This window comes from Methylobacterium indicum, from assembly GCF_001043895.1.
Taxonomy (GTDB): domain Bacteria; phylum Pseudomonadota; class Alphaproteobacteria; order Rhizobiales; family Beijerinckiaceae; genus Methylobacterium; species Methylobacterium indicum.
The window spans coordinates 37,505-53,499 of record NZ_JTHF01000030.1; the positions used below are offsets into that span (position 1 = coordinate 37,505).

The 15,995-nt window shown below is 73.4% G+C and carries 17 protein-coding genes; 10 read left to right on the top strand and 7 right to left on the bottom strand.

The window, feature by feature from the left end:
- Nucleotides 1–7: 7 nt before the first annotated feature.
- From QR78_RS04190 to QR78_RS04200, 3 genes are read left to right on the top strand one after another with little or no spacing between them, the layout of a single operon-like run.
- The gene (locus tag QR78_RS04190; protein WP_048426242.1) at nucleotides 8–394 is read left to right on the top strand and encodes a DUF1987 domain-containing protein; all 387 of its coding nucleotides are present in this window, start codon (nucleotides 8–10) and stop codon (nucleotides 392–394) included.
- The gene (locus QR78_RS04195; protein WP_244276380.1) at nucleotides 391–1,296 is read left to right on the top strand and encodes a GGDEF domain-containing protein; all 906 of its coding nucleotides are present in this window, start codon (nucleotides 391–393) and stop codon (nucleotides 1,294–1,296) included. Before QR78_RS04190 ends, QR78_RS04195 begins: the two co-directional genes overlap by 4 nt.
- Complete coding sequence (locus tag QR78_RS04200; RefSeq protein ID WP_244276381.1) at nucleotides 1,293–2,960, top strand: SpoIIE family protein phosphatase; 1,668 nt, start codon at nucleotides 1,293–1,295, stop codon at nucleotides 2,958–2,960. Before QR78_RS04195 ends, QR78_RS04200 begins: the two co-directional genes overlap by 4 nt.
- 89 nt (nucleotides 2,961–3,049) lie before the next feature.
- Here QR78_RS04200 and QR78_RS04205 read toward each other — a convergent pair whose 3' ends face one another.
- The gene (locus QR78_RS04205) at nucleotides 3,050–3,337 is read right to left on the bottom strand and encodes a GCG_CRPN prefix-to-repeats domain-containing protein (protein WP_048426243.1); all 288 of its coding nucleotides are present in this window, start codon (nucleotides 3,335–3,337) and stop codon (nucleotides 3,050–3,052) included.
- Nucleotides 3,338–3,613: 276 nt separating this feature from the next.
- Here QR78_RS04205 and rplS point away from each other — a divergent pair, with 276 nt between their 5' ends.
- A complete protein-coding gene (rplS, locus tag QR78_RS04210) occupies nucleotides 3,614–4,012 on the top strand; it encodes a 50S ribosomal protein L19 (RefSeq protein ID WP_048426244.1) in 399 nt (132 codons plus the stop codon).
- An 83-nt stretch (nucleotides 4,013–4,095) separates the two neighbouring features.
- On the opposite strand, the gene QR78_RS04215 is transcribed toward rplS, so the two are convergent.
- Entirely contained in the window at nucleotides 4,096–4,476 is a 381-nt protein-coding gene (locus QR78_RS04215) for a hypothetical protein (RefSeq protein ID WP_048426262.1), read from the bottom strand.
- Between the two features lie 119 nt (nucleotides 4,477–4,595).
- Between QR78_RS04215 and QR78_RS04220 the strand changes: the two genes are divergently transcribed.
- The 5 genes from QR78_RS04220 to QR78_RS04240 all read left to right on the top strand — a co-directional run bounded on the left by QR78_RS04220 (nucleotide 4,596) and on the right by QR78_RS04240 (nucleotide 9,624).
- Nucleotides 4,596–5,828, top strand: coding sequence for a GNAT family N-acetyltransferase (locus QR78_RS04220; RefSeq protein WP_048426245.1), 1,233 nt, complete (start codon nucleotides 4,596–4,598; stop codon nucleotides 5,826–5,828).
- An 84-nt stretch (nucleotides 5,829–5,912) separates the two neighbouring features.
- The gene (locus tag QR78_RS04225) at nucleotides 5,913–7,286 is read left to right on the top strand and encodes a serine hydrolase domain-containing protein (protein ID WP_048426246.1); all 1,374 of its coding nucleotides are present in this window, start codon (nucleotides 5,913–5,915) and stop codon (nucleotides 7,284–7,286) included.
- Between the two features lie 134 nt (nucleotides 7,287–7,420).
- Nucleotides 7,421–8,581, top strand: a complete 1,161-nt coding sequence (locus tag QR78_RS04230) for a M20 aminoacylase family protein (RefSeq protein WP_048426247.1) — start codon at nucleotides 7,421–7,423, stop codon at nucleotides 8,579–8,581.
- Between the two features lie 252 nt (nucleotides 8,582–8,833).
- A complete protein-coding gene (locus tag QR78_RS04235; RefSeq protein ID WP_048426248.1) occupies nucleotides 8,834–9,265 on the top strand; it encodes an HIT family protein in 432 nt (143 codons plus the stop codon).
- A gap of 59 nt (nucleotides 9,266–9,324) precedes the next feature.
- Nucleotides 9,325–9,624: a GNAT family N-acetyltransferase gene (locus QR78_RS04240; protein WP_244276382.1), complete on the top strand. Its 300-nt coding sequence runs from the start codon at nucleotides 9,325–9,327 to the stop codon at nucleotides 9,622–9,624.
- Nucleotides 9,625–9,733: 109 nt separating this feature from the next.
- On the opposite strand, the gene QR78_RS04245 is transcribed toward QR78_RS04240, so the two are convergent.
- Both QR78_RS04245 and QR78_RS04250 read right to left on the bottom strand, forming a co-directional pair.
- Nucleotides 9,734–11,149 carry a M20 family metallopeptidase gene (locus tag QR78_RS04245; RefSeq protein WP_048426249.1) on the bottom strand — a complete coding sequence of 472 codons (1,416 nt, stop codon included), beginning with the start codon at nucleotides 11,147–11,149 and terminating at the stop codon, nucleotides 9,734–9,736.
- A gap of 102 nt (nucleotides 11,150–11,251) precedes the next feature.
- Entirely contained in the window at nucleotides 11,252–11,881 is a 630-nt protein-coding gene (locus QR78_RS04250; protein ID WP_048426264.1) for a 2-hydroxychromene-2-carboxylate isomerase, read from the bottom strand.
- Between the two features lie 25 nt (nucleotides 11,882–11,906).
- Here QR78_RS04250 and QR78_RS04255 point away from each other — a divergent pair, with 25 nt between their 5' ends.
- Nucleotides 11,907–13,358: an NAD(P)-binding domain-containing protein gene (locus tag QR78_RS04255; protein ID WP_048426250.1), complete on the top strand. Its 1,452-nt coding sequence runs from the start codon at nucleotides 11,907–11,909 to the stop codon at nucleotides 13,356–13,358.
- Nucleotides 13,359–13,464: 106 nt separating this feature from the next.
- Here QR78_RS04255 and QR78_RS04260 read toward each other — a convergent pair whose 3' ends face one another.
- From QR78_RS04260 to QR78_RS04270, 3 genes are all read right to left on the bottom strand, one after another.
- Nucleotides 13,465–13,986: a prolyl-tRNA synthetase associated domain-containing protein gene (locus QR78_RS04260; protein WP_048426251.1), complete on the bottom strand. Its 522-nt coding sequence runs from the start codon at nucleotides 13,984–13,986 to the stop codon at nucleotides 13,465–13,467.
- Between the two features lie 8 nt (nucleotides 13,987–13,994).
- The gene (locus tag QR78_RS04265; RefSeq protein WP_048426252.1) at nucleotides 13,995–14,795 is read right to left on the bottom strand and encodes an adenine nucleotide alpha hydrolase family protein; all 801 of its coding nucleotides are present in this window, start codon (nucleotides 14,793–14,795) and stop codon (nucleotides 13,995–13,997) included.
- Nucleotides 14,792–15,995: electron transfer flavoprotein subunit alpha/FixB family protein (locus tag QR78_RS04270; RefSeq protein WP_048426253.1), on the bottom strand; the 1,204-nt coding region annotated here is incomplete at its 5' end. The genes QR78_RS04270 and QR78_RS04265, both read right to left, overlap by 4 nt.

Here is a 15,995-nt window from a genome sequence, read left to right on the forward strand (position 1 = left end):
CCCGACGATGGACCGGATCCAGATCCCCGCCACCAGCCGCTCGCCGCTGGTCGATTTCGACTTTCCCGCCGGCCGCCTGGTCCTGCGCGGCGAATCCTACCCCGAGGACGCCGCCGCCTTCTACGGCCCGCTGCTTCAGGCCCTGCGCGGCCATCTGGACGAGGGCGACGGCCCGCTGACCGTCGACGTCGCCCTGTCGTACTTCAACTCGTCGAGCGCCAAGGCCTTGATGAACCTGTTCATGCCGCTCGAGGACGCCGCCGGGGAGGGCCGCGACGTGACGGTCCGCTGGCTCTACGCCGAGGGCGACGACACCATCGCGGAGGCCGGCGAGGATTTCGCCGCCGACTTCTCGCACGCGCGATTCGAGATGGTGCAGGAGACGGCGGCATGACCAACCGGGCGGCTCCGGAACCCGCGGCGATGACGGACGGCGACACACCCACGGACCGCGATGACGCCCCGCCGGCGAGCGGGCGCGGCGAACCGGGCGGGCGCAAGCGCGCCGACAACGTGTTCAGCCTGTTCGACAACGAGGAGGCCGTCCTCGACCGGACCGAGGTGATGCTGACCCAGCTCGCCGCGGTGGCGGACGGGGTGAAGGTGCTGGCGGAGGCCTACCGCCGGGGCTACCGCGAGCAGCGCCGCCTGGTCCGCCTGAGCGACCGGATGCAGGCCGACCTGCAGAAGGCCAACAGGCGCCTCGCCGAGCAGCAGCGCGACCTGCAATCCCTCAACGTCGCCCTCTCGGGCGAGATCGAGACGAGCGCCCGCCTGGAGGCGGAGCTGCGCCGCCTCGCGGATACCGATCCGCTGACCGGGGCGCTGGCCCGCCGGCGCTTCCTCGAGGTCTGCACCCGGGACTGGCCGCGCCGCGCCGACCAGTCGGCCTGCCTCCTGATGCTCGACATCGACCGGTTCAAGCTCGTCAACGACAGCCACGGCCACGCCGCGGGCGACGCCGCACTGATCGCCTTCGTGGCCGCCTGCCGCTCGGCCCTGCGCTCCCTCGATACGATCGGCCGGCTCGGCGGCGAGGAATTCGCGGTGCTGCTGGTCGGCACCGCGATGGCGGACGGGACGGCGGTGGCCGAGCGGATCCGCACCGCCGTGGCCGACATGCCGGTCGCGACGGAGGGCGGGCCGATCGGCATCACGGTGAGCATCGGGCTCGCCGCCGCCGGGCCGGGCGAGACGCTGCCGGCGGCGATGCGCCGGGCCGACGCGGCGCTCTACGCCGCCAAGCACGGCGGCCGCAACCGGGTGGAGCTGGCCCCGGCAGCCGCCGCGCCGTGAGCGGCGAGATCCTGGACCAGGCGGGCGGCGCCCGCCGCGGCGGGTCCCTGCGCGGCGCCGGCCCCCTGCGCCGGGGCGACGCGCCGACCGATCTCGGCCTCACCGAGGTGCCGACGACCCGGGACGGCGGCGCCGACACGATGCGCCCGGGGGCCCTGCGCGGCGCGGCCCGGGGCCGCAACCTCGACGGCCTCGCCCACACCCTCTTCCTGCGCCTGTCGCCGGTGATCGCCGCCCTGGTGCTGCTGACCCAGGTGGCGATCGCCTGGGTGAATTACGGCGACCAGATCCGGATCGAGGGCGAGCGCGCCCAGATGATGGCCGACATGACCGCCCGGGCCCTGTCCCGGCCGGACTGGACGGCGTCCTACGGCCCTTCGCTCCAGGCCCTCGGCCTCGATCCCACCTTCCGCTTCGCGGTCCTGCGCGACGGGACGGGAAGCGTCGTGGCGCGCCTCGGGGAGGAGCCGCGGGGCCGCAACTTCGAGCGCGTCCAGGTCTCGGCGGAAATCGCCGGCGGGGCCGGCGACCGGCCCGCCGGCAGCCTGACGCTGGTGCTCTCGGCCGAGGGCCTTCGCGCCAATGCCGAGAAGCAGTTCGTGATGGTGCTGGGGGCGAGCCTGGTGCTGATCCTCGCCTTCGCCCTCGCCCTGCGCCTCGCGGTGCGCCGCCACGTGCTCGCGCCCCTCGACCGCCTGCTCACCGCCATGGGCCGGGTCGAGCGGAAGGACTGGGCGGTGGTGGATCTCGCCGGCAGCCGGCGGCCGAGCCGCGAGATCGCCGACATCTCCGCCGCCTTCAACCGGATGGTCGAGGGCCTGAAGAGCGGCGACGAGGCGCGCCATCTGCTCGCCGAGCTGGAGCGCACCCACGGGCAGCTCGCCGAGGCCAACGGCCTGGTGATGGAGAGCCTGGGCTACGCCCGCCGCATCCAGCAGGCGGTGCTGCCGGGGCCGGACGCCCTGCGGCACTCCGGGCTCGACCTCGCGGTCCTGTGGGAGCCGCTCCACGTCGTCGGCGGCGACTATTTCTGGGTCGAGGAGATCGACGGTGTCACGATCGTGGTGGTGGCCGATTGCACCGGCCACGGCGTGCCCGGGGCCTTCCTGACCCTGATCGTGGCGACCGCCCTCGACCGGATCCTCCACGACCGCGGCCTGCGCGAACCCGACGCCATCCTGGGCGCCCTCGACGAGGCGGTGCGCGGACGGCTGCGGCAGGCCGCGGACGAGGCGGGCGGCTCCGACGACGGGCTCGATTGCGGCGTCTGCGTCGTCGATCGCAGCGCCGGGACCCTGCATTTTGCGGGGGCCGGCCTCGCGCTCACGGTCCTGTCGGGCGACGCGGTTACCCGGATCAAGGGCCGGCGTCACGGGCTCGGCTACCGCCTCACCGGCCGGGAGGAGGTGATCGCGGAAAAGGTGCTGCCGCTCGACGGGACCGAGACGGTCTTCCTGATGACCGACGGGGTCAGCGACCAGATGGGCGGCGCCTCGCGCCGGCTCCTCGGCCATCGCGGCGTCGCCGAGATCTTGCTGCGGCACCGGAATCTGCCCCTCGCCGGGCAGGTGGCGGCGCTGGAGCGCGACCTTGCCGCCCATCGCGGGTCCGAGCCGCGCCGGGACGACATGGCGCTCGTGGCGTTCCGGCCCGTCCGGACGTGAGAAGGGCGGGATCCCCTCGGGAAGCCCGCCCCGTTCATCGTTCGCCCATCCCTGGGGACCGGTTGCCGGTCACCCGCGACCGGGGCCGATCAGAACCGGCAGATCCGGCGCGGCCCGTAGGGCGTCGGGCGGATGAAACAGCGGCGGCCATAGGCCCGCGGCGGACCGAAATAGCGGCGGCCATACATCGGCCGGCAGCGGCCCCAGGGGCCGCGGGCGAAGCCCGGGCCGCAGCCTTGGGCGACCTGCGTCACCGGCGCCTCGGGGGCGAGCAGGCCCGAGAGACCGGGGCCGGCCGGGGCGGCGCTCGCAGGGGCGGCCGCGAGACCGCCGAAGGCCAGGGCGGCGAGGCCGGCGATCTTCCAACGCATCAGCATGCGGATGGTCCTCCGTCGAATCCGTGAGGGTGTCCGTGGAACGGGCGGCGCCGAGGGGCCGGCGCCGCGCCGAGCGGACACAACCGGGAACGCGCCGTTCTGTTCCCTCCCCCTGAACCCGCCGCGTCTCGGACGGTCGCGAAAAAGGCTCCGGACCCCGTGTCGACAAGCCGCGACCGTTCCTGTAAGGGAGCCGGCAACTCACAACAGGACGCCGAAATCCTGACGCCGAGATCCCATCCCGGGGCCGCGGCGGCGACGGCAGGAGTTTGACCGATGAACATCATCCAGCAGCTCGAGCAGGAGCAGATCGCTCAGCTCAACAAGACGATCCCCGACTTCGAGCCCGGCGACACGGTCATCGTGAACGTCAAGGTGAAGGAAGGCGAGCGCAGCCGCGTCCAGGCCTACGAGGGCGTCGTGATCGCCCGTTCCGGCGGCGGCATCAACGAGAGCTTCACCGTCCGCAAGATCTCGTACGGCGAGGGCGTCGAGCGCGTCTTCCCGATCTACTCGCCGAACATCGATTCGATCAAGGTCGTGCGTCGCGGCAAGGTGCGTCGCGCCAAGCTGTACTACCTGCGCGATCGCCGCGGCAAGTCGGCCCGTATCGCCGAGCGCGCCGAGCGCGGTGCCGAGAAGGGCAAGACCAAGAAGACCGCCGCCGCGGAGTAAGATCCGTCGCGCCAGCGCGACGTTTCACGAGAAGGCCGCCTCCCCTGCCGGGTCGAGGCGGCCTTTTTCGTTGAAGGCATGGCTCAGCGGGAGCCGCGCCACCATCGGGCGAGCCGGTTCCACTTGTCCTCCAGCCAGCGCGCCGCGCGCTCGAGGGACGGCTTCATGCCGGGGATGTCCTCGCTCAGGAGCGCGAGGCCGAGCGGCAGCATCCACAGCCCGAAGACCGGCAGGATCGCCAGGAAGCCGCCGAGGATCAGCAGCAGGGCCGCCGGGATCCGCACCCAGCGCCGCGACGGCGCCCGCAGCCAGGCGATCGCATCCGCCACCCGCCGCGGCAGGAGGTCGAGAAGCTTGACGATCCGGTCGTCCCAGGCTTTGGCGAGGGCCTCCTTCTCCGACAGGCTCGGCGTGCCGGTCGTCGCGGGCGGGAGGGGGCGCGTGGTGATGTCGTCTCTGGTCATGATCAGAAACAAATGGGCCGGACGGGCCAACGGTTCCGCGGGGCCCGACCGTCGGGCCGGCGGCGCTGCGAGGCCGCGCCGCATTGCCGGCCCCCGGGCCCCGTCCTAGCTTCGGCGGCATGGAGACAACCGGCGAGTCATGCGGTGCGGCGGAAGGCGGGGACGCCCCGGCGACGGGCGCCCTTCAGGTCCGCGTCGTCCAGCGCATCTCCGAGATCGCGGCGGCGGAGTGGGACCGCTGTGCGCACTCACAAGAGTCGATGGCGGGCGCGGGCGAGAGCCACAACCCGTTCGTCAGCCACGCCTTCCTGTCGGCGCTGGAGGAATCCGGCTGCGTCGGCGGACGCACCGGCTGGCTGCCGCTGCACGTCGCCGCCGAGCGCGACGGACGGGTGATCGGCTACGCGCCCTGCTACCTGAAATCCCACTCGCAGGGCGAGTACGTGTTCGACCACGGCTGGGCCGACGCGTTCGAGCGGGCCGGCGGCCGCTACTATCCGAAGCTCCAGGTCAGCGTGCCGTTCACGCCGGTGACGGGCCCGCGCTTCCTGATCGCTCCGGGCGAGGATGCCGACGAGGCCACCGCCGCCCTCGTCGCCGGCCTGCGCGCCCTGCGCCGGCAGGTCGAGGCCTCCTCGATCCACGCGACGTTCCTGCCCGAGACCGAGGCCGAGCGGGCCGGGGCGCTGGGCTTCCTGCGCCGGGTCGACCAGCAGTTCCACTGGGACAACGACGGCTATTCCACCTTCGACGACTTCCTGGGCGCGCTCGCCTCGCGCAAGCGCAAGGCGATCAAGCGCGAGCGGCGCGACGCGCTCGCCTCCGGCATCACCATCGAGTGGGTCACCGGCGCCGACCTCCGGGACGAGCATTGGGACGCCTTCTACCGGTTCTACATGGATACCGGTTCGCGCAAATGGGGCCGGCCCTACCTCAACCGCCGCTTCTTCTCGCTCATCGGCGAGCGGATGCCGGAACGGATCCTGCTGGTGATGGCCCGGCGCGAGGGGCAATACGTCGCCGGCGCCATCAACCTGATCGGCGACCGCGCCCTCTACGGCCGCAACTGGGGCTGCATCGAGGACCATCCCTTCCTGCATTTCGAGGTCTGCTACTACCAGGCGATCGACTTCGCGATTCGTCACGGCCTCGCCCGGGTCGAGGCAGGGGCGCAGGGCGAGCACAAGCTCGCCCGCGGCTACCGGCCGGTGATCACGCACTCGGCCCACGACATCGCCGATTCCGGCCTGCGGGCGGCCATCGCCGACTACCTGAGGCGCGAGGCGCGCCACGTCGCGGCGGCCGCCGAGGAACTCGACGCGGCGACGCCGTTCCGGCGCGGCGAGGACTGACGGCGCCGTAGCGTCCGGACCGGCAGGCCGCTACGCTCCCCGCACGGAGCCCGGCAAGAGGCTCCGGTTCGGGAGCGAAACGTCATGTCGACGAGCGTGGGAGGACGCGGGCGCGCGTCCCGCCGGATCCTGTCGGGCTGCCTCGGGCTGGTGCTGGCGCTGGCAACCCCTGCCCTGCACACCCCGGCCCTGGCGGATACCGCCTTGCGGCCGCGCACCGGCGAGGCCCTGGCACCGGCCAAGCCGGAGGAGGTCGGGCTCTCCTCCGAGCGGCTCGGCCGGATCAGACAGGTCATGGAGGAGGAGGTGGCCGCCGGCCGCCTGCCCGGTGCCGTGGTGATGATCGCCCGGCGCGGCCGCCTCGCCTACGCGGAGAGCATCGGCTTCCGCGACAAGGCCGCCGGGGCGCCGCTGGAGACGAACGCGATCTTCCGCATCTACTCGATGACGAAGCCGCTCGCCTCGGTCGCCGCGATGACGCTGGTGGAGGAGGGTCGCCTCCAGCTGACCGACCCGGTCTCGAAATACCTGCCCGAGTTCAAGGATCTCAAGGTCGCCGGCACCCGCCCCAACGCGCTGGGCGAGGCCGCGCCCGACCTCGTCCCGGCCGAGCGCGCGCCGACCGTGCAGGATCTCCTGCGCCACACCGCCGGCCTCGCCTATGGCGAGATCACCACCAACCCGGCCGTGAAGGCGGCCTACGCCAAGGCCGGCCTGTTCAAGCCCGACTTCGACTACAACACCACCGACCTCACCCCGGAGGAGTTCACCGGCCGGATCGCGAGCGCCCCCCTCGCCTACCAGCCCGGCACGGTCTGGCAGTACAGCCTGGCGGTCGACGTGCTCGGCCGCGTCGTCGAGAAGGCCTCCGGCCGGCGCCTCGGCGACTACCTGGCGGAGCGGGTCCTGCGACCGCTGAAGATGAGCGAGACCGGCTTCTCGGTGCCGGCCGACAAGACCGGGCGGATCGCCCAGGCGCTGCCGACCGATCCCGCCACCGGCGCGCCGAACCGGCTCATCGACGGCGCCGTTCCGAAGAACGATTCCGGTGGTGCGGGCGGCTACGGCACCGCGGCCGACTACCTGCGCTTCGCCCAGGCTCTCCTCGACGGCGGCAGCCTCGACGGTGCGCGGGTGCTCAGCCGCACCAGCGTCGAGCTGATGACCGCCGATCATCTCGGCGACCGGATCAAGCCGGTGGTGAGCCCGGGCGAGCTGCTGATGGGCGTGCCCGGCTACACGTTCGGCCTCGGCTTCATGGTGCGCAAGGAGGCCGGCATCGCCGGGGTGCCGGGCTCGAAGGGCGAGTTCATGTGGGCGGGCTACGCCGGCACCTTCTTCTGGGTCGATCCCAAGGAGGACCTGGCGGTGGTGATGATGACCCAGGCGCCGGGACCGAGCCGCGCCCATTACCGGCGCGAGATCAAGCAGCTCGTCTACGGCGCCATCGCCGATTGAGCCCGTCCGGGGGCGCGGGCGGCCGGATACGGCCATGCATCCGCGCCCCTGGACTCGCGCCTGCGGTCACCGGAGGATGCGCGCCGTTCAGGCCCGGGCGACACGGGCCGTCACGTCCCGGAGCCTTCCGCCGCATGTCCCCGATCGACCGCATCTCCGCCGACCACGACGCCCTCACGGCCATCCGGCGCGACCTGCACGCCCATCCCGAGCTCGGCTTCGAGGAGGTGCGCACCTCCGGCATCGTGGCCGAAAAACTCGCGTCCTGGGGGATCGAGGTCCATCGCGGGATCGGCCGCACCGGCGTCGTCGGCGTCCTGAAGGGCCGCGGCACCAGCCCGCGCCGTATCGGGCTGCGCGCCGACATGGACGCCCTGCCGATCCAGGAGGCGACGAACCTCCCCTACCGCTCGACGGTGCCCGGCAAGATGCACGCCTGCGGCCATGACGGCCATACCACGATGCTGCTCGGCGCCGCCAAGTACCTCGCCGAGACCCGCGACTTCGACGGCACGGCGGTGTTCATCTTCCAGCCCGCCGAGGAGGGACTGGGCGGCGCCCGCGCCATGCTGGCCGACGGGCTGTTCTCGCGCTTTCCCTGCGACGAGGTCTACGGCCTGCACAACAACCCGGGCGGGCGCTTCGGCGAGCTGTCGGTGCGGACCGGTGCCGCGATGGCGGCGGCCGATTTCTTCGACATCCGCATCGTCGGCCGCGGCGCCCACGGGGCGCAGCCGCATCGCGGCGTCGATCCGGTGGTGGTCCAGGCCGCCCTGGTCCAGGCGCTCCAGACGATCGTCAGCCGCAACGCCGACCCGCTGCAATCGGCCGTGCTGTCGATCACCCAGGTCCATGCCGGGGCGGCCTACAACGTGATTCCGGAGGAGGCCCACCTCGCCGGCACGATCCGCACCTTCGACGACGACATCCGCGCCCTGGTGGCCAAGCGCATGCGCGAGATCGCGGCCGGCATCGCCGCGACCTTCGGGGCCGAGATCGTCGTCGACATCCGCAACATCTTCTCGGTCCTGCGCAACAGCGAGGCCCAGACGCAGGCCGCCGCCGCGATCGCCACCGAATTGTTCGGCGCGGCCAAGGTCGATACCGCGCCCGAGCCCAAGATGGGCAGCGAGGACTTCGCCGACATGCTGCTCGCCGTGCCGGGCACCTATGCCTGGCTCGACGGCAAGGCCGGGGCCGCCGTCCACAACGCGGCCTACGACTTCGACGACGCCATCATCCCGCTCGGCGCGGCCTACCTCGCCCGGCTGGTGGAGCGGCGCTCGGCGGCGTGACGGGGTGCGGGACCCGCTCGCCTCGGCGGCGGGTCCCTCCTCGTCATTCATGTAGCGTCCTGCAGGTATCTCGCAGGTCTTGTGCCGAGGTCTTGCCGGAAAAGAGCGGTTGCGCCGGGCCGCCGTCCTGCCGCAGGAGCATGCCCGGATTCCGGGCTCCCGCCGGGACAGCGGGGGCCGGGGTACGGACAGTCCCGGGACGCACTGTACCGCAGGCGCTCCCAGGATCTCGCAGCGACACGGGATTTCGAGATGACCGAGACCGCCTACGATCCCCAGAACATCTTCGGCAAGATCCTGCGCGGCGAGGTGCCGTGCCACAAGGTCTACGAGGACGAGCACGTCGTCGCCTTCATGGACGTGATGCCCCAGGCCGACGGCCACACCCTGGTGGTGCCCAAGACCGCGAGCCGCAACCTGCTCGACGCGGACCCGGCGACGCTCGGCGCCCTCTACGCCGCCGTGCAGCGCGTGGCCCGGGCCGCCAAGGCGGCGTTCGCGGCCGACGGCGTCGCGGTCTATCAATACAACGAGGCGGCGGCCGGCCAGACCGTCTTCCACCTCCACGTCCACGTCCTGCCCCGGCACGAGGGCGTCGCGCCGCGCCGCCACGTCGAGGGCATGGCCGATCCGGACTTGCTCGCCGCCCACGCGGAGCGGATCCGCGCGGCGCTCGCCGACTGACGGGAACCAGCCCGGCCTCGGCCGCGTCCCCCTCGATACGCGACAGGCCGGGTGACGCCATGCACGCGAACGAGATGCACGCGAACGAGACGCGCGAGACCGGGATGCGCGACGATCCGGGGCGGAGCCGGTTCGAGCTCGAGGTGGACGGCGCGGTCGCCTATGCCGATTATCGCCGCCAGCCGGGCACCCTCGTCATCGCCTACGTGTACGCGCCGCCGGTCCTGCGCGGCACCGGCGCCGCCGACCGGCTGATGCGGGCGGTCGCCGAGACCGCCCGGGCGGAGGGCCGGCAGATCGTGCCGCTCTGCGGCTACGCGGCGGCGTGGCTGCGCCGCCACCGCGACCTGCCGGGCTGAAACCGATCCGGAGGACCACCGCCGGATCGGGCATCACGAGCCCGCGCGACGCGTGGGCGAAGCCGATTTCCCGCATCGCGAAGCGATCAGGCGGAAATCGTACGAGACCTCACCCGACCATGTCGAGGGGCGGCGCGAGGCCGTCCGGCAGCGGGCAGCGATAGGGCGTGCGGGCCAGGCGCTCGGCATGGTCGGCCTTGGCGCGGGCGAGCAGGTCGGGATCGCGCAGGACGTCCACCGCCGTGCCGGCCATCGCCTTGGCGACGTGGATCATGCCCTTGTGCGCCGCCGCGTTCATGCCCTGGGCGGTCATCTGCCAGGAATGGCCCGGCGTGCCGATAGCGTAGGTCGCGCCCCGCGCCTGCACGGTCGGCACCGCCCAGCTCACGTCGCCGACATCGGTCGAGCCCATCATCCGTTCGCCGACCGCCCGCAGCGGCACGATCGCGTCGCAGAGCGGCGCATCGGTGACCGGCATGCCGAAGCGGCGATGGGCCGAGACGATGTCCTCGGCGGTCAGCGTCGCCCGGATCTTGTCCGCGAAGGCGCGGTCCTCGGCGTCGAAAGGCGGCGGCCCGAGGCGCATCAGGTTGGCGTGCATGGCCTCCTCCAGGGGCGGGTTCGCCAGGAGGTTCGACATGGCGCTCACCACCCGGCTCGTCGCCGTGGTCTCGGTCATCAGGGCGGCGCCCTGCGCGATCTTCTCCACCCGGGCCGCGAGGTCGAGGAGGCTCGGCAGGTCGGCGGCGCGCACGAGATAGCGCACGGTGGCGCTCGCCTGGACGACGTTGGGGGCGATGCCGCCGGCATCGAGGTAGGCATAATGCACCCGCGCGTCGCTCGGCATGTGCTCGCGCAGGTAGTTCACGCCGACATTCATCAATTCGACCGCATCGAGGGCCGAGCGTCCGAGATGCGGGGCGGCGGCCGCGTGCGAGGCCTTGCCGACGAAGGCGAAGTCGATGAGCTGGATCGCCAGGGAGACCGGCTCCCAGATCGCCACGAACGGGCCCGGATGCCAGGTGATCGCCACGTCGACGTCGGAAAACACCCCGTCGCGCACCATGAAGGTCTTGGCGGCGCCGCCCTCCTCCGCCGGGCAGCCGTAATAGCGCACGCGACCGGGCAGGCCTTCCCTGGCGAGCCAGTCCTTGACGGCGGTGGCGGCCAGCAGCGCCCCGGCGCCGAGCAGGTTGTGGCCGCAGCCATGGCCGGCGCCCTCCCCGGGCCGTGGCCGGTGCTCGGCGATTCCCGCCTCCTGGCTCAGGCCCGGCAGGGCGTCGTACTCGCCCAGGATCGCGATGACGGGACCGCCCTCCCCGGCCTCGCCCATCATGGCGGTCGGGATGCCGTCGATGCCCTCGGTCACCCGGAAGCCCTGGGCGCGCAGCATCGCGGTGTGCTCGGCCGCGGAGCGCACTTCCTGGAAGTTGAGCTCCGGCATCGCCCAGACCCGGTCGGAGAGAGCCACGAACGCCGCCGCATGCTCCTCGACGTGCCGCCAGATCGCCTCGCTGTTGTGCATGTTTCCTCGTGCCCCGGGGTTGTTGTGCAGGGTTGCCCCGCCCCTTGTCGCACGATGGGGGCCGGGCGCCATGCGCCCGGCTCGGCCCTGGAATGCGCGCCGTTAGCTCATGGCCGCCGCGCGCCGCGCCAGCGCCCGGTCGAGGAAGCCGAGCCGGTCCTGGCCCCAGAACAATTCGCCGTCGAGCACGAGGGTCGGCGAGCCGAACACGCCGAGCGCCTCCGCCTCCTCGCCGTTGCGGCGATAGATGGCCTGCACGGCCTCGTCGCCCTCCGCCGCCACCAGGACGGCGCCGTCGTAGCCGGCCTCGTCGGCGATGGCCCGGCGCACCGCCGGATCGGCGATGTCGCGCTCCTCGGCCCAGAGCGCCCGCAGGATGGCGTGCGAGAGCGGGAAGGCGTCGAGGCCGGCGGCCTGCGCGGCGATGACGGTCCAGCCGGCATGCTTGTTCCAGTTCGGCGCCGGGTTCTCCATCGGGTAGTGCCGGGGCGTCACGTTCAACGGCAGGCCGAGATAGTCGCGCCAGCGGGCGAGCTCGACGGCATGATAATCGCGTCGCGGCTGCGGCCGGGTCCGGATCGGCACGCCGCCGGTCTTCGGCACCACCTCCTGGAAGTCGAAGGGCTTGAGCACCAGCCGGGCGCGGTGACGGCGCACGATGTCCTGGAGCCGCGGCCCGCCGAGATAGGCCCAGGGCGAGGACAGGCTGTAGAAGCAGGACAGATCGGGCATCGGGACCTCCAGGATTGGCACGGGCATGGATATCGACCAGGACAGCGCGGCCGTGAAGGGATTGACACGCCTCGCCGCGGAGGTGCGGCGCGACCTCGCCCGCCTGAACCACCCGCCCGCGCGCTGGACCCTGCCGGTGGACGGCCCGGACGGGCGCCCCGCCCTCGACGTGCTGGTGGTGGGCGCCGGGATGTGCGGCCAGACCGCTGCCTTCGCCCTCCTGCGCGAGGGCGTGTCGAACCTCCGGGTGATCGACCAGGCGCCCCGGGGCGCGGAGGGGCCGTGGGGCACCTTTGCCCGGATGGAGACCCTGCGCTCCCCCAAGCACCTGACGGGCCCGGATCTCGGCATCCCCTCCCTGACCTTCCGGGCCTGGTGGGAGGCGCAGGCCGGCGAGGAGGGCTGGGCCGCCCTCTACAAGATCCCGCGCCTCGACTGGCTGCGCTACCTCCTGTTCGTGCGCGACACCGTCGGCATCCCGGTGGAGAACGACACCCGCCTCCTGCAGCTCTGGCCGGCGGACGGGCTGATCGGGGCGCGGATCGAGGGACCGGCCGGGCCCGAGACCCTGTATGCCCGCAAGGTCGTGCTCGCCGGCGGCCGCGACGGATCCGGCGGCCGGCGGATGCCGCCCTTCGCCACCGGCGGCGCGGGCCGCCTCTTCCACTCCTCCGACCCGATCGACTTCTCCCGCTTCCGCGGCGGCCGAGTCGCGGTGCTGGGCGCCTCCGCCTCGGCGATCGACAATGCCGCGACGGCGCTGGAAGCCGGGGCCGCCGAGGTGACGCTGTTCGTGCGCCGCTCGCATTTCCCGCAGGTCAACAAGTCGAAATGGGCCGCCTTCCCGGGCTTCCTGCGCGGCTACGCCGCCCTAGACGACGAACGGCGCTGGGCGTTCACCCGGTACATGATGGGCGAGGGCACGCCGCCGCCGCACGAATCGGTCCTGCGCTGCACCCGCCATCCGAACTTCTCGGTCCGGTTCGGCGAGGGCTGGACCGGGATCGAGGAGGCGCCGGACGGCCTCGTGGTCGAGACCCGCAAGGGCCGCTACCCGGTCGAGGCCGCCGTGGTGGCGGTGGGCTTCGACATCGACCTGACGCGGCGCCCGGAGCTCGACCGCTTCCGGGACGCGGTGCTGACCTGGGGCGAGCGCGTGTCGGCCGCCGAGGCGGAGGCGCATCCGGAGGCCGCCCGCTTCCCCTATCTCGGCGACGGGATGCAGATGCTGGAGCGGGCGCCCGGCCGGTTGCCGGAACTCGGCCTGCTGCACGTCTTCAACTGGGGCGTCAGCCTCAGCCACGGCGCGCTCGCCGGCGACATCCCGGGCCTCGGCATCGGGGCGACGCGCCTCGCCCAGGCCTTGGTGCGCGACCTCTTCGTGGCGCAGGCCGACGACCATTTCCCCCGCATGACGGCGCACGAGGACGCCGAGCTGGAGCCGACACCGTTCTTCGTGGCGCGGGAGGCGCGGTGAGGCACTCCGCGGGCTCGTCGCGCGGACAGGCCTCCCGCCGGGATCCGTCGACACGTGTCCTGTGCGACCCGGCCAGCCGGATCGCACACGGAATCGTCGCGCGCCGTCAGGCCGCCGCCTCGTCCCCCGTCCCGCCGGGCAGCCCGAACGGCTCCGGCGCGTGACCCTCGGCCCGCAGGGCGGCCAGCAGGTCGGCCGGGGTCAGTGTTACGGTGCGGTCGCTCACAAGCGGGTGGACGTTGATCCGCTCCTCGGCGAGCAACGCGTCCTCGATGAACACCTTCACGGCGCCGGGCGCGGCGTTGAGGGCGGCCAGCGGCGAAACGGCGCCGCTCTCGACGCCGAGCTGCTCGCGCAGGGCGTCCGGGCTGGCGAAGGACAGGCCGCCGCGGGCGCCGAGGACGGAGCGGAAGCCCTTGAGGTCGACCTGCGCGTCGTGGCGCAGCGTGACCAGGAAGTAGGTCTTCTTCCCGTCGCGCAGGAAGAGGTTCTTGGTGTGCGCCCCCGCGATGTCGCCGCAGGCCGCCATCATCGCCTCGACGGTCAGGACCGGAGGATGCTCGTGGAGGGTGTAGGGGGTGCCGCGTTCGCGCAGCCGCGCCAGGAGGTCGTCCGAGGTCAGGGGCATGGTCGGTCTCATCGTGAATCGTCGGTGGCACGGGGTGCGGCGAGCACGCCGACCTGACGCAGATAGGCCAGGATCTCGCGCGCGGCCTCGTCGGGATCGGGCGCGACGAGCAGGCGCCCGCCGGACGACGCACCGCTCTCCCCGGTCGCCGCCTTCAGGCGCTCGGCCGCCGAGCCGCCGGCGGGTGCGCCCTTCACCAGCTTCGGCCGGCGGCGATAGGGCCGCTCCTCGACGGCATCGATCGGAGCCGGATCCGCGACCGCGACGGGCGCGACGGGTTCGAGCGCGCCGCGCCGCGCCCGGCCATACGCGTAGGCGAGGGGGGCCGGCGCGTCGGGATGGACGGTCGCCAGGACCGGACCGGCGATCACCACCCGCCGCCGGGCGCCGCGACCGAGGCTCTGGTCGAGGCTCAACCCTCCCGTCGCCTCGGGGGCGAGGCCGACGACATCGGGGATCAGGGGACGATCGAGGGCCTCGGCGAGGGCGTAGGGGATCAGCCCGGTCTCGGGCCCGCCCTGCCCGCGCCGCCCGGCGAGGATCAGGTCCGGCTGGAGCACCGCCAGGCGGGCGGCCAGGGCCGGCACCGGATCGGCCTCGGCGGGAACGGGCAGGTGCTCGATCCGGGTCAGCCCCTGGCCCAGCCCGTCGGCCACCGCGGCGGCATCCGGGCCGGCATGGAGGCCAAAGACCTCGCCCGCCGCGCCGAGCCCGACGGCGAGGCGGATGGCTTGCGCCTCCAGCCGGGGCAGGACGGGGGCGCCCGAGACCGGATGGCGACCGGCCGAGAGAAGAACCGCGATCCTCATGGGGCCTCTCCCGGCCGGCCGGCCTCCTGCGCGAGGAGCCGCAGCAGGGCCGGCATGACGGCCTGCGCGTCCTGCACGATGGCGAGGCCGGCGCGCTCGATCATCGCCGCGTGCAGGTCGGTGTTGACCGCGACGACGTGCTCGCAGCCCGCCACGCCCTGCAGATGCTGGGGCGCGCCCGAGATGCCCAGTGCAACGTAGCAGGTCGCGGCGAGCACGGTGCCCGAGGCGCCGACCTGGCTCGCCCGGGGCATCAGGCCGGCGTCGCAGAGGACACGGCTGGCGCCCGGCGTCGCGTGCAGGGCGGCGACGACCTGCCGGAAGGTCGCGAGGTCGGTGACGCCGCTGCCGGCTGCGGTGACGAAGCTCGCGAGGCCGAGGGGCACCGTGGCGGGATCGGCGGGAATCGTCGTCGCCGACAGGATCGCCGTGCCCTTCGAAGAGTCCTTCCCGACCGGCGCCTCGGCCGGACCGGCGATCTCCCGCGCCTCGCGGGGCGGTCCGGCATAGTCGGCGACCGCATCGGACGACAGCGTGGCGAGGAGCCCCGGCGCCGCGCGCTGCTCGACGCGGCGCCCCCGCGCCGGACGGGCGAGCGAGGCGGCGGCGACGGCCTCGACGTCGGAGAAGAGCGGCTGGCGCAGCCGCACCGCGACGCGCCGGGCGAGGTCGCCGCCGTCGGGGGATTCGGGAAAGAGGACGTGACGGGGCCGGAGCTCCCCGATCGCCGCCGCGACCCGGGCCGCGCGGCCGGCGGGATCGTAGCTCTCGGGATCGTGGCCGTCCGGGTCGTCGAGCCGGACCAGGCGGTCGGCACCGGCCGGGCCGCTGCCCTCGCAGGGGCCGAGCGCCAGGAGCGCCACGCCGCCCTCGCGGCCGGCGAGCAGGCGGGCGGCCCCGAGGACCTGACGGTCGTGGGTCGAGAGGCGGCCGCCCGCCGCGTCGGGCACGACGAGGACGAGGAAGGCCGGCGCGTCGAGGACGACGACCTTGGGGACCGGGGCCTGCACCGCCCGCGGCAGCGCCTCGTGGACCGGCCCCGCCTCGATGCGTGCGACCCGGCTGAGCGCGACCTGGCTCAGGTCGTAGCGCGGGCGGAGCGTTCCCGGAACCCGCTGGCCGTCGCGCTCGCGCCGGGGATCGCGTCGCGGCCGGCCCCCGCCGTCCCGGCGGCTGGTCCGGTCGAGGCGGGGGCGGGCC

Coding starts and splice junctions, on each gene's coding strand:
- QR78_RS04220 (WP_048426245.1), top strand. CDS start 4,596: ATGGAGACAACCGGCGAGTCATGCGGTGCGGCGGAAGGCGGGGACGCC.
- QR78_RS04265 (WP_048426252.1), bottom strand. CDS start 14,795: ATGAGGATCGCGGTTCTTCTCTCGGCCGGTCGCCATCCGGTCTCGGGC.
- QR78_RS04215 (WP_048426262.1), bottom strand. CDS start 4,476: ATGACCAGAGACGACATCACCACGCGCCCCCTCCCGCCCGCGACGACC.
- QR78_RS04240 (WP_244276382.1), top strand. CDS start 9,325: ATGCACGCGAACGAGATGCACGCGAACGAGACGCGCGAGACCGGGATG.
- QR78_RS04235 (WP_048426248.1), top strand. CDS start 8,834: ATGACCGAGACCGCCTACGATCCCCAGAACATCTTCGGCAAGATCCTG.
- rplS (WP_048426244.1), top strand. CDS start 3,614: ATGAACATCATCCAGCAGCTCGAGCAGGAGCAGATCGCTCAGCTCAAC.
- QR78_RS04230 (WP_048426247.1), top strand. CDS start 7,421: ATGTCCCCGATCGACCGCATCTCCGCCGACCACGACGCCCTCACGGCC.
- QR78_RS04255 (WP_048426250.1), top strand. CDS start 11,907: ATGGATATCGACCAGGACAGCGCGGCCGTGAAGGGATTGACACGCCTC.
- QR78_RS04195 (WP_244276380.1), top strand. CDS start 391: ATGACCAACCGGGCGGCTCCGGAACCCGCGGCGATGACGGACGGCGAC.
- QR78_RS04250 (WP_048426264.1), bottom strand. CDS start 11,881: ATGCCCGATCTGTCCTGCTTCTACAGCCTGTCCTCGCCCTGGGCCTAT.
- QR78_RS04205 (WP_048426243.1), bottom strand. CDS start 3,337: ATGCTGATGCGTTGGAAGATCGCCGGCCTCGCCGCCCTGGCCTTCGGC.
- QR78_RS04260 (WP_048426251.1), bottom strand. CDS start 13,986: ATGCCCCTGACCTCGGACGACCTCCTGGCGCGGCTGCGCGAACGCGGC.
- QR78_RS04190 (WP_048426242.1), top strand. CDS start 8: ATGGACCGGATCCAGATCCCCGCCACCAGCCGCTCGCCGCTGGTCGAT.
- QR78_RS04225 (WP_048426246.1), top strand. CDS start 5,913: ATGTCGACGAGCGTGGGAGGACGCGGGCGCGCGTCCCGCCGGATCCTG.
- QR78_RS04245 (WP_048426249.1), bottom strand. CDS start 11,149: ATGCACAACAGCGAGGCGATCTGGCGGCACGTCGAGGAGCATGCGGCG.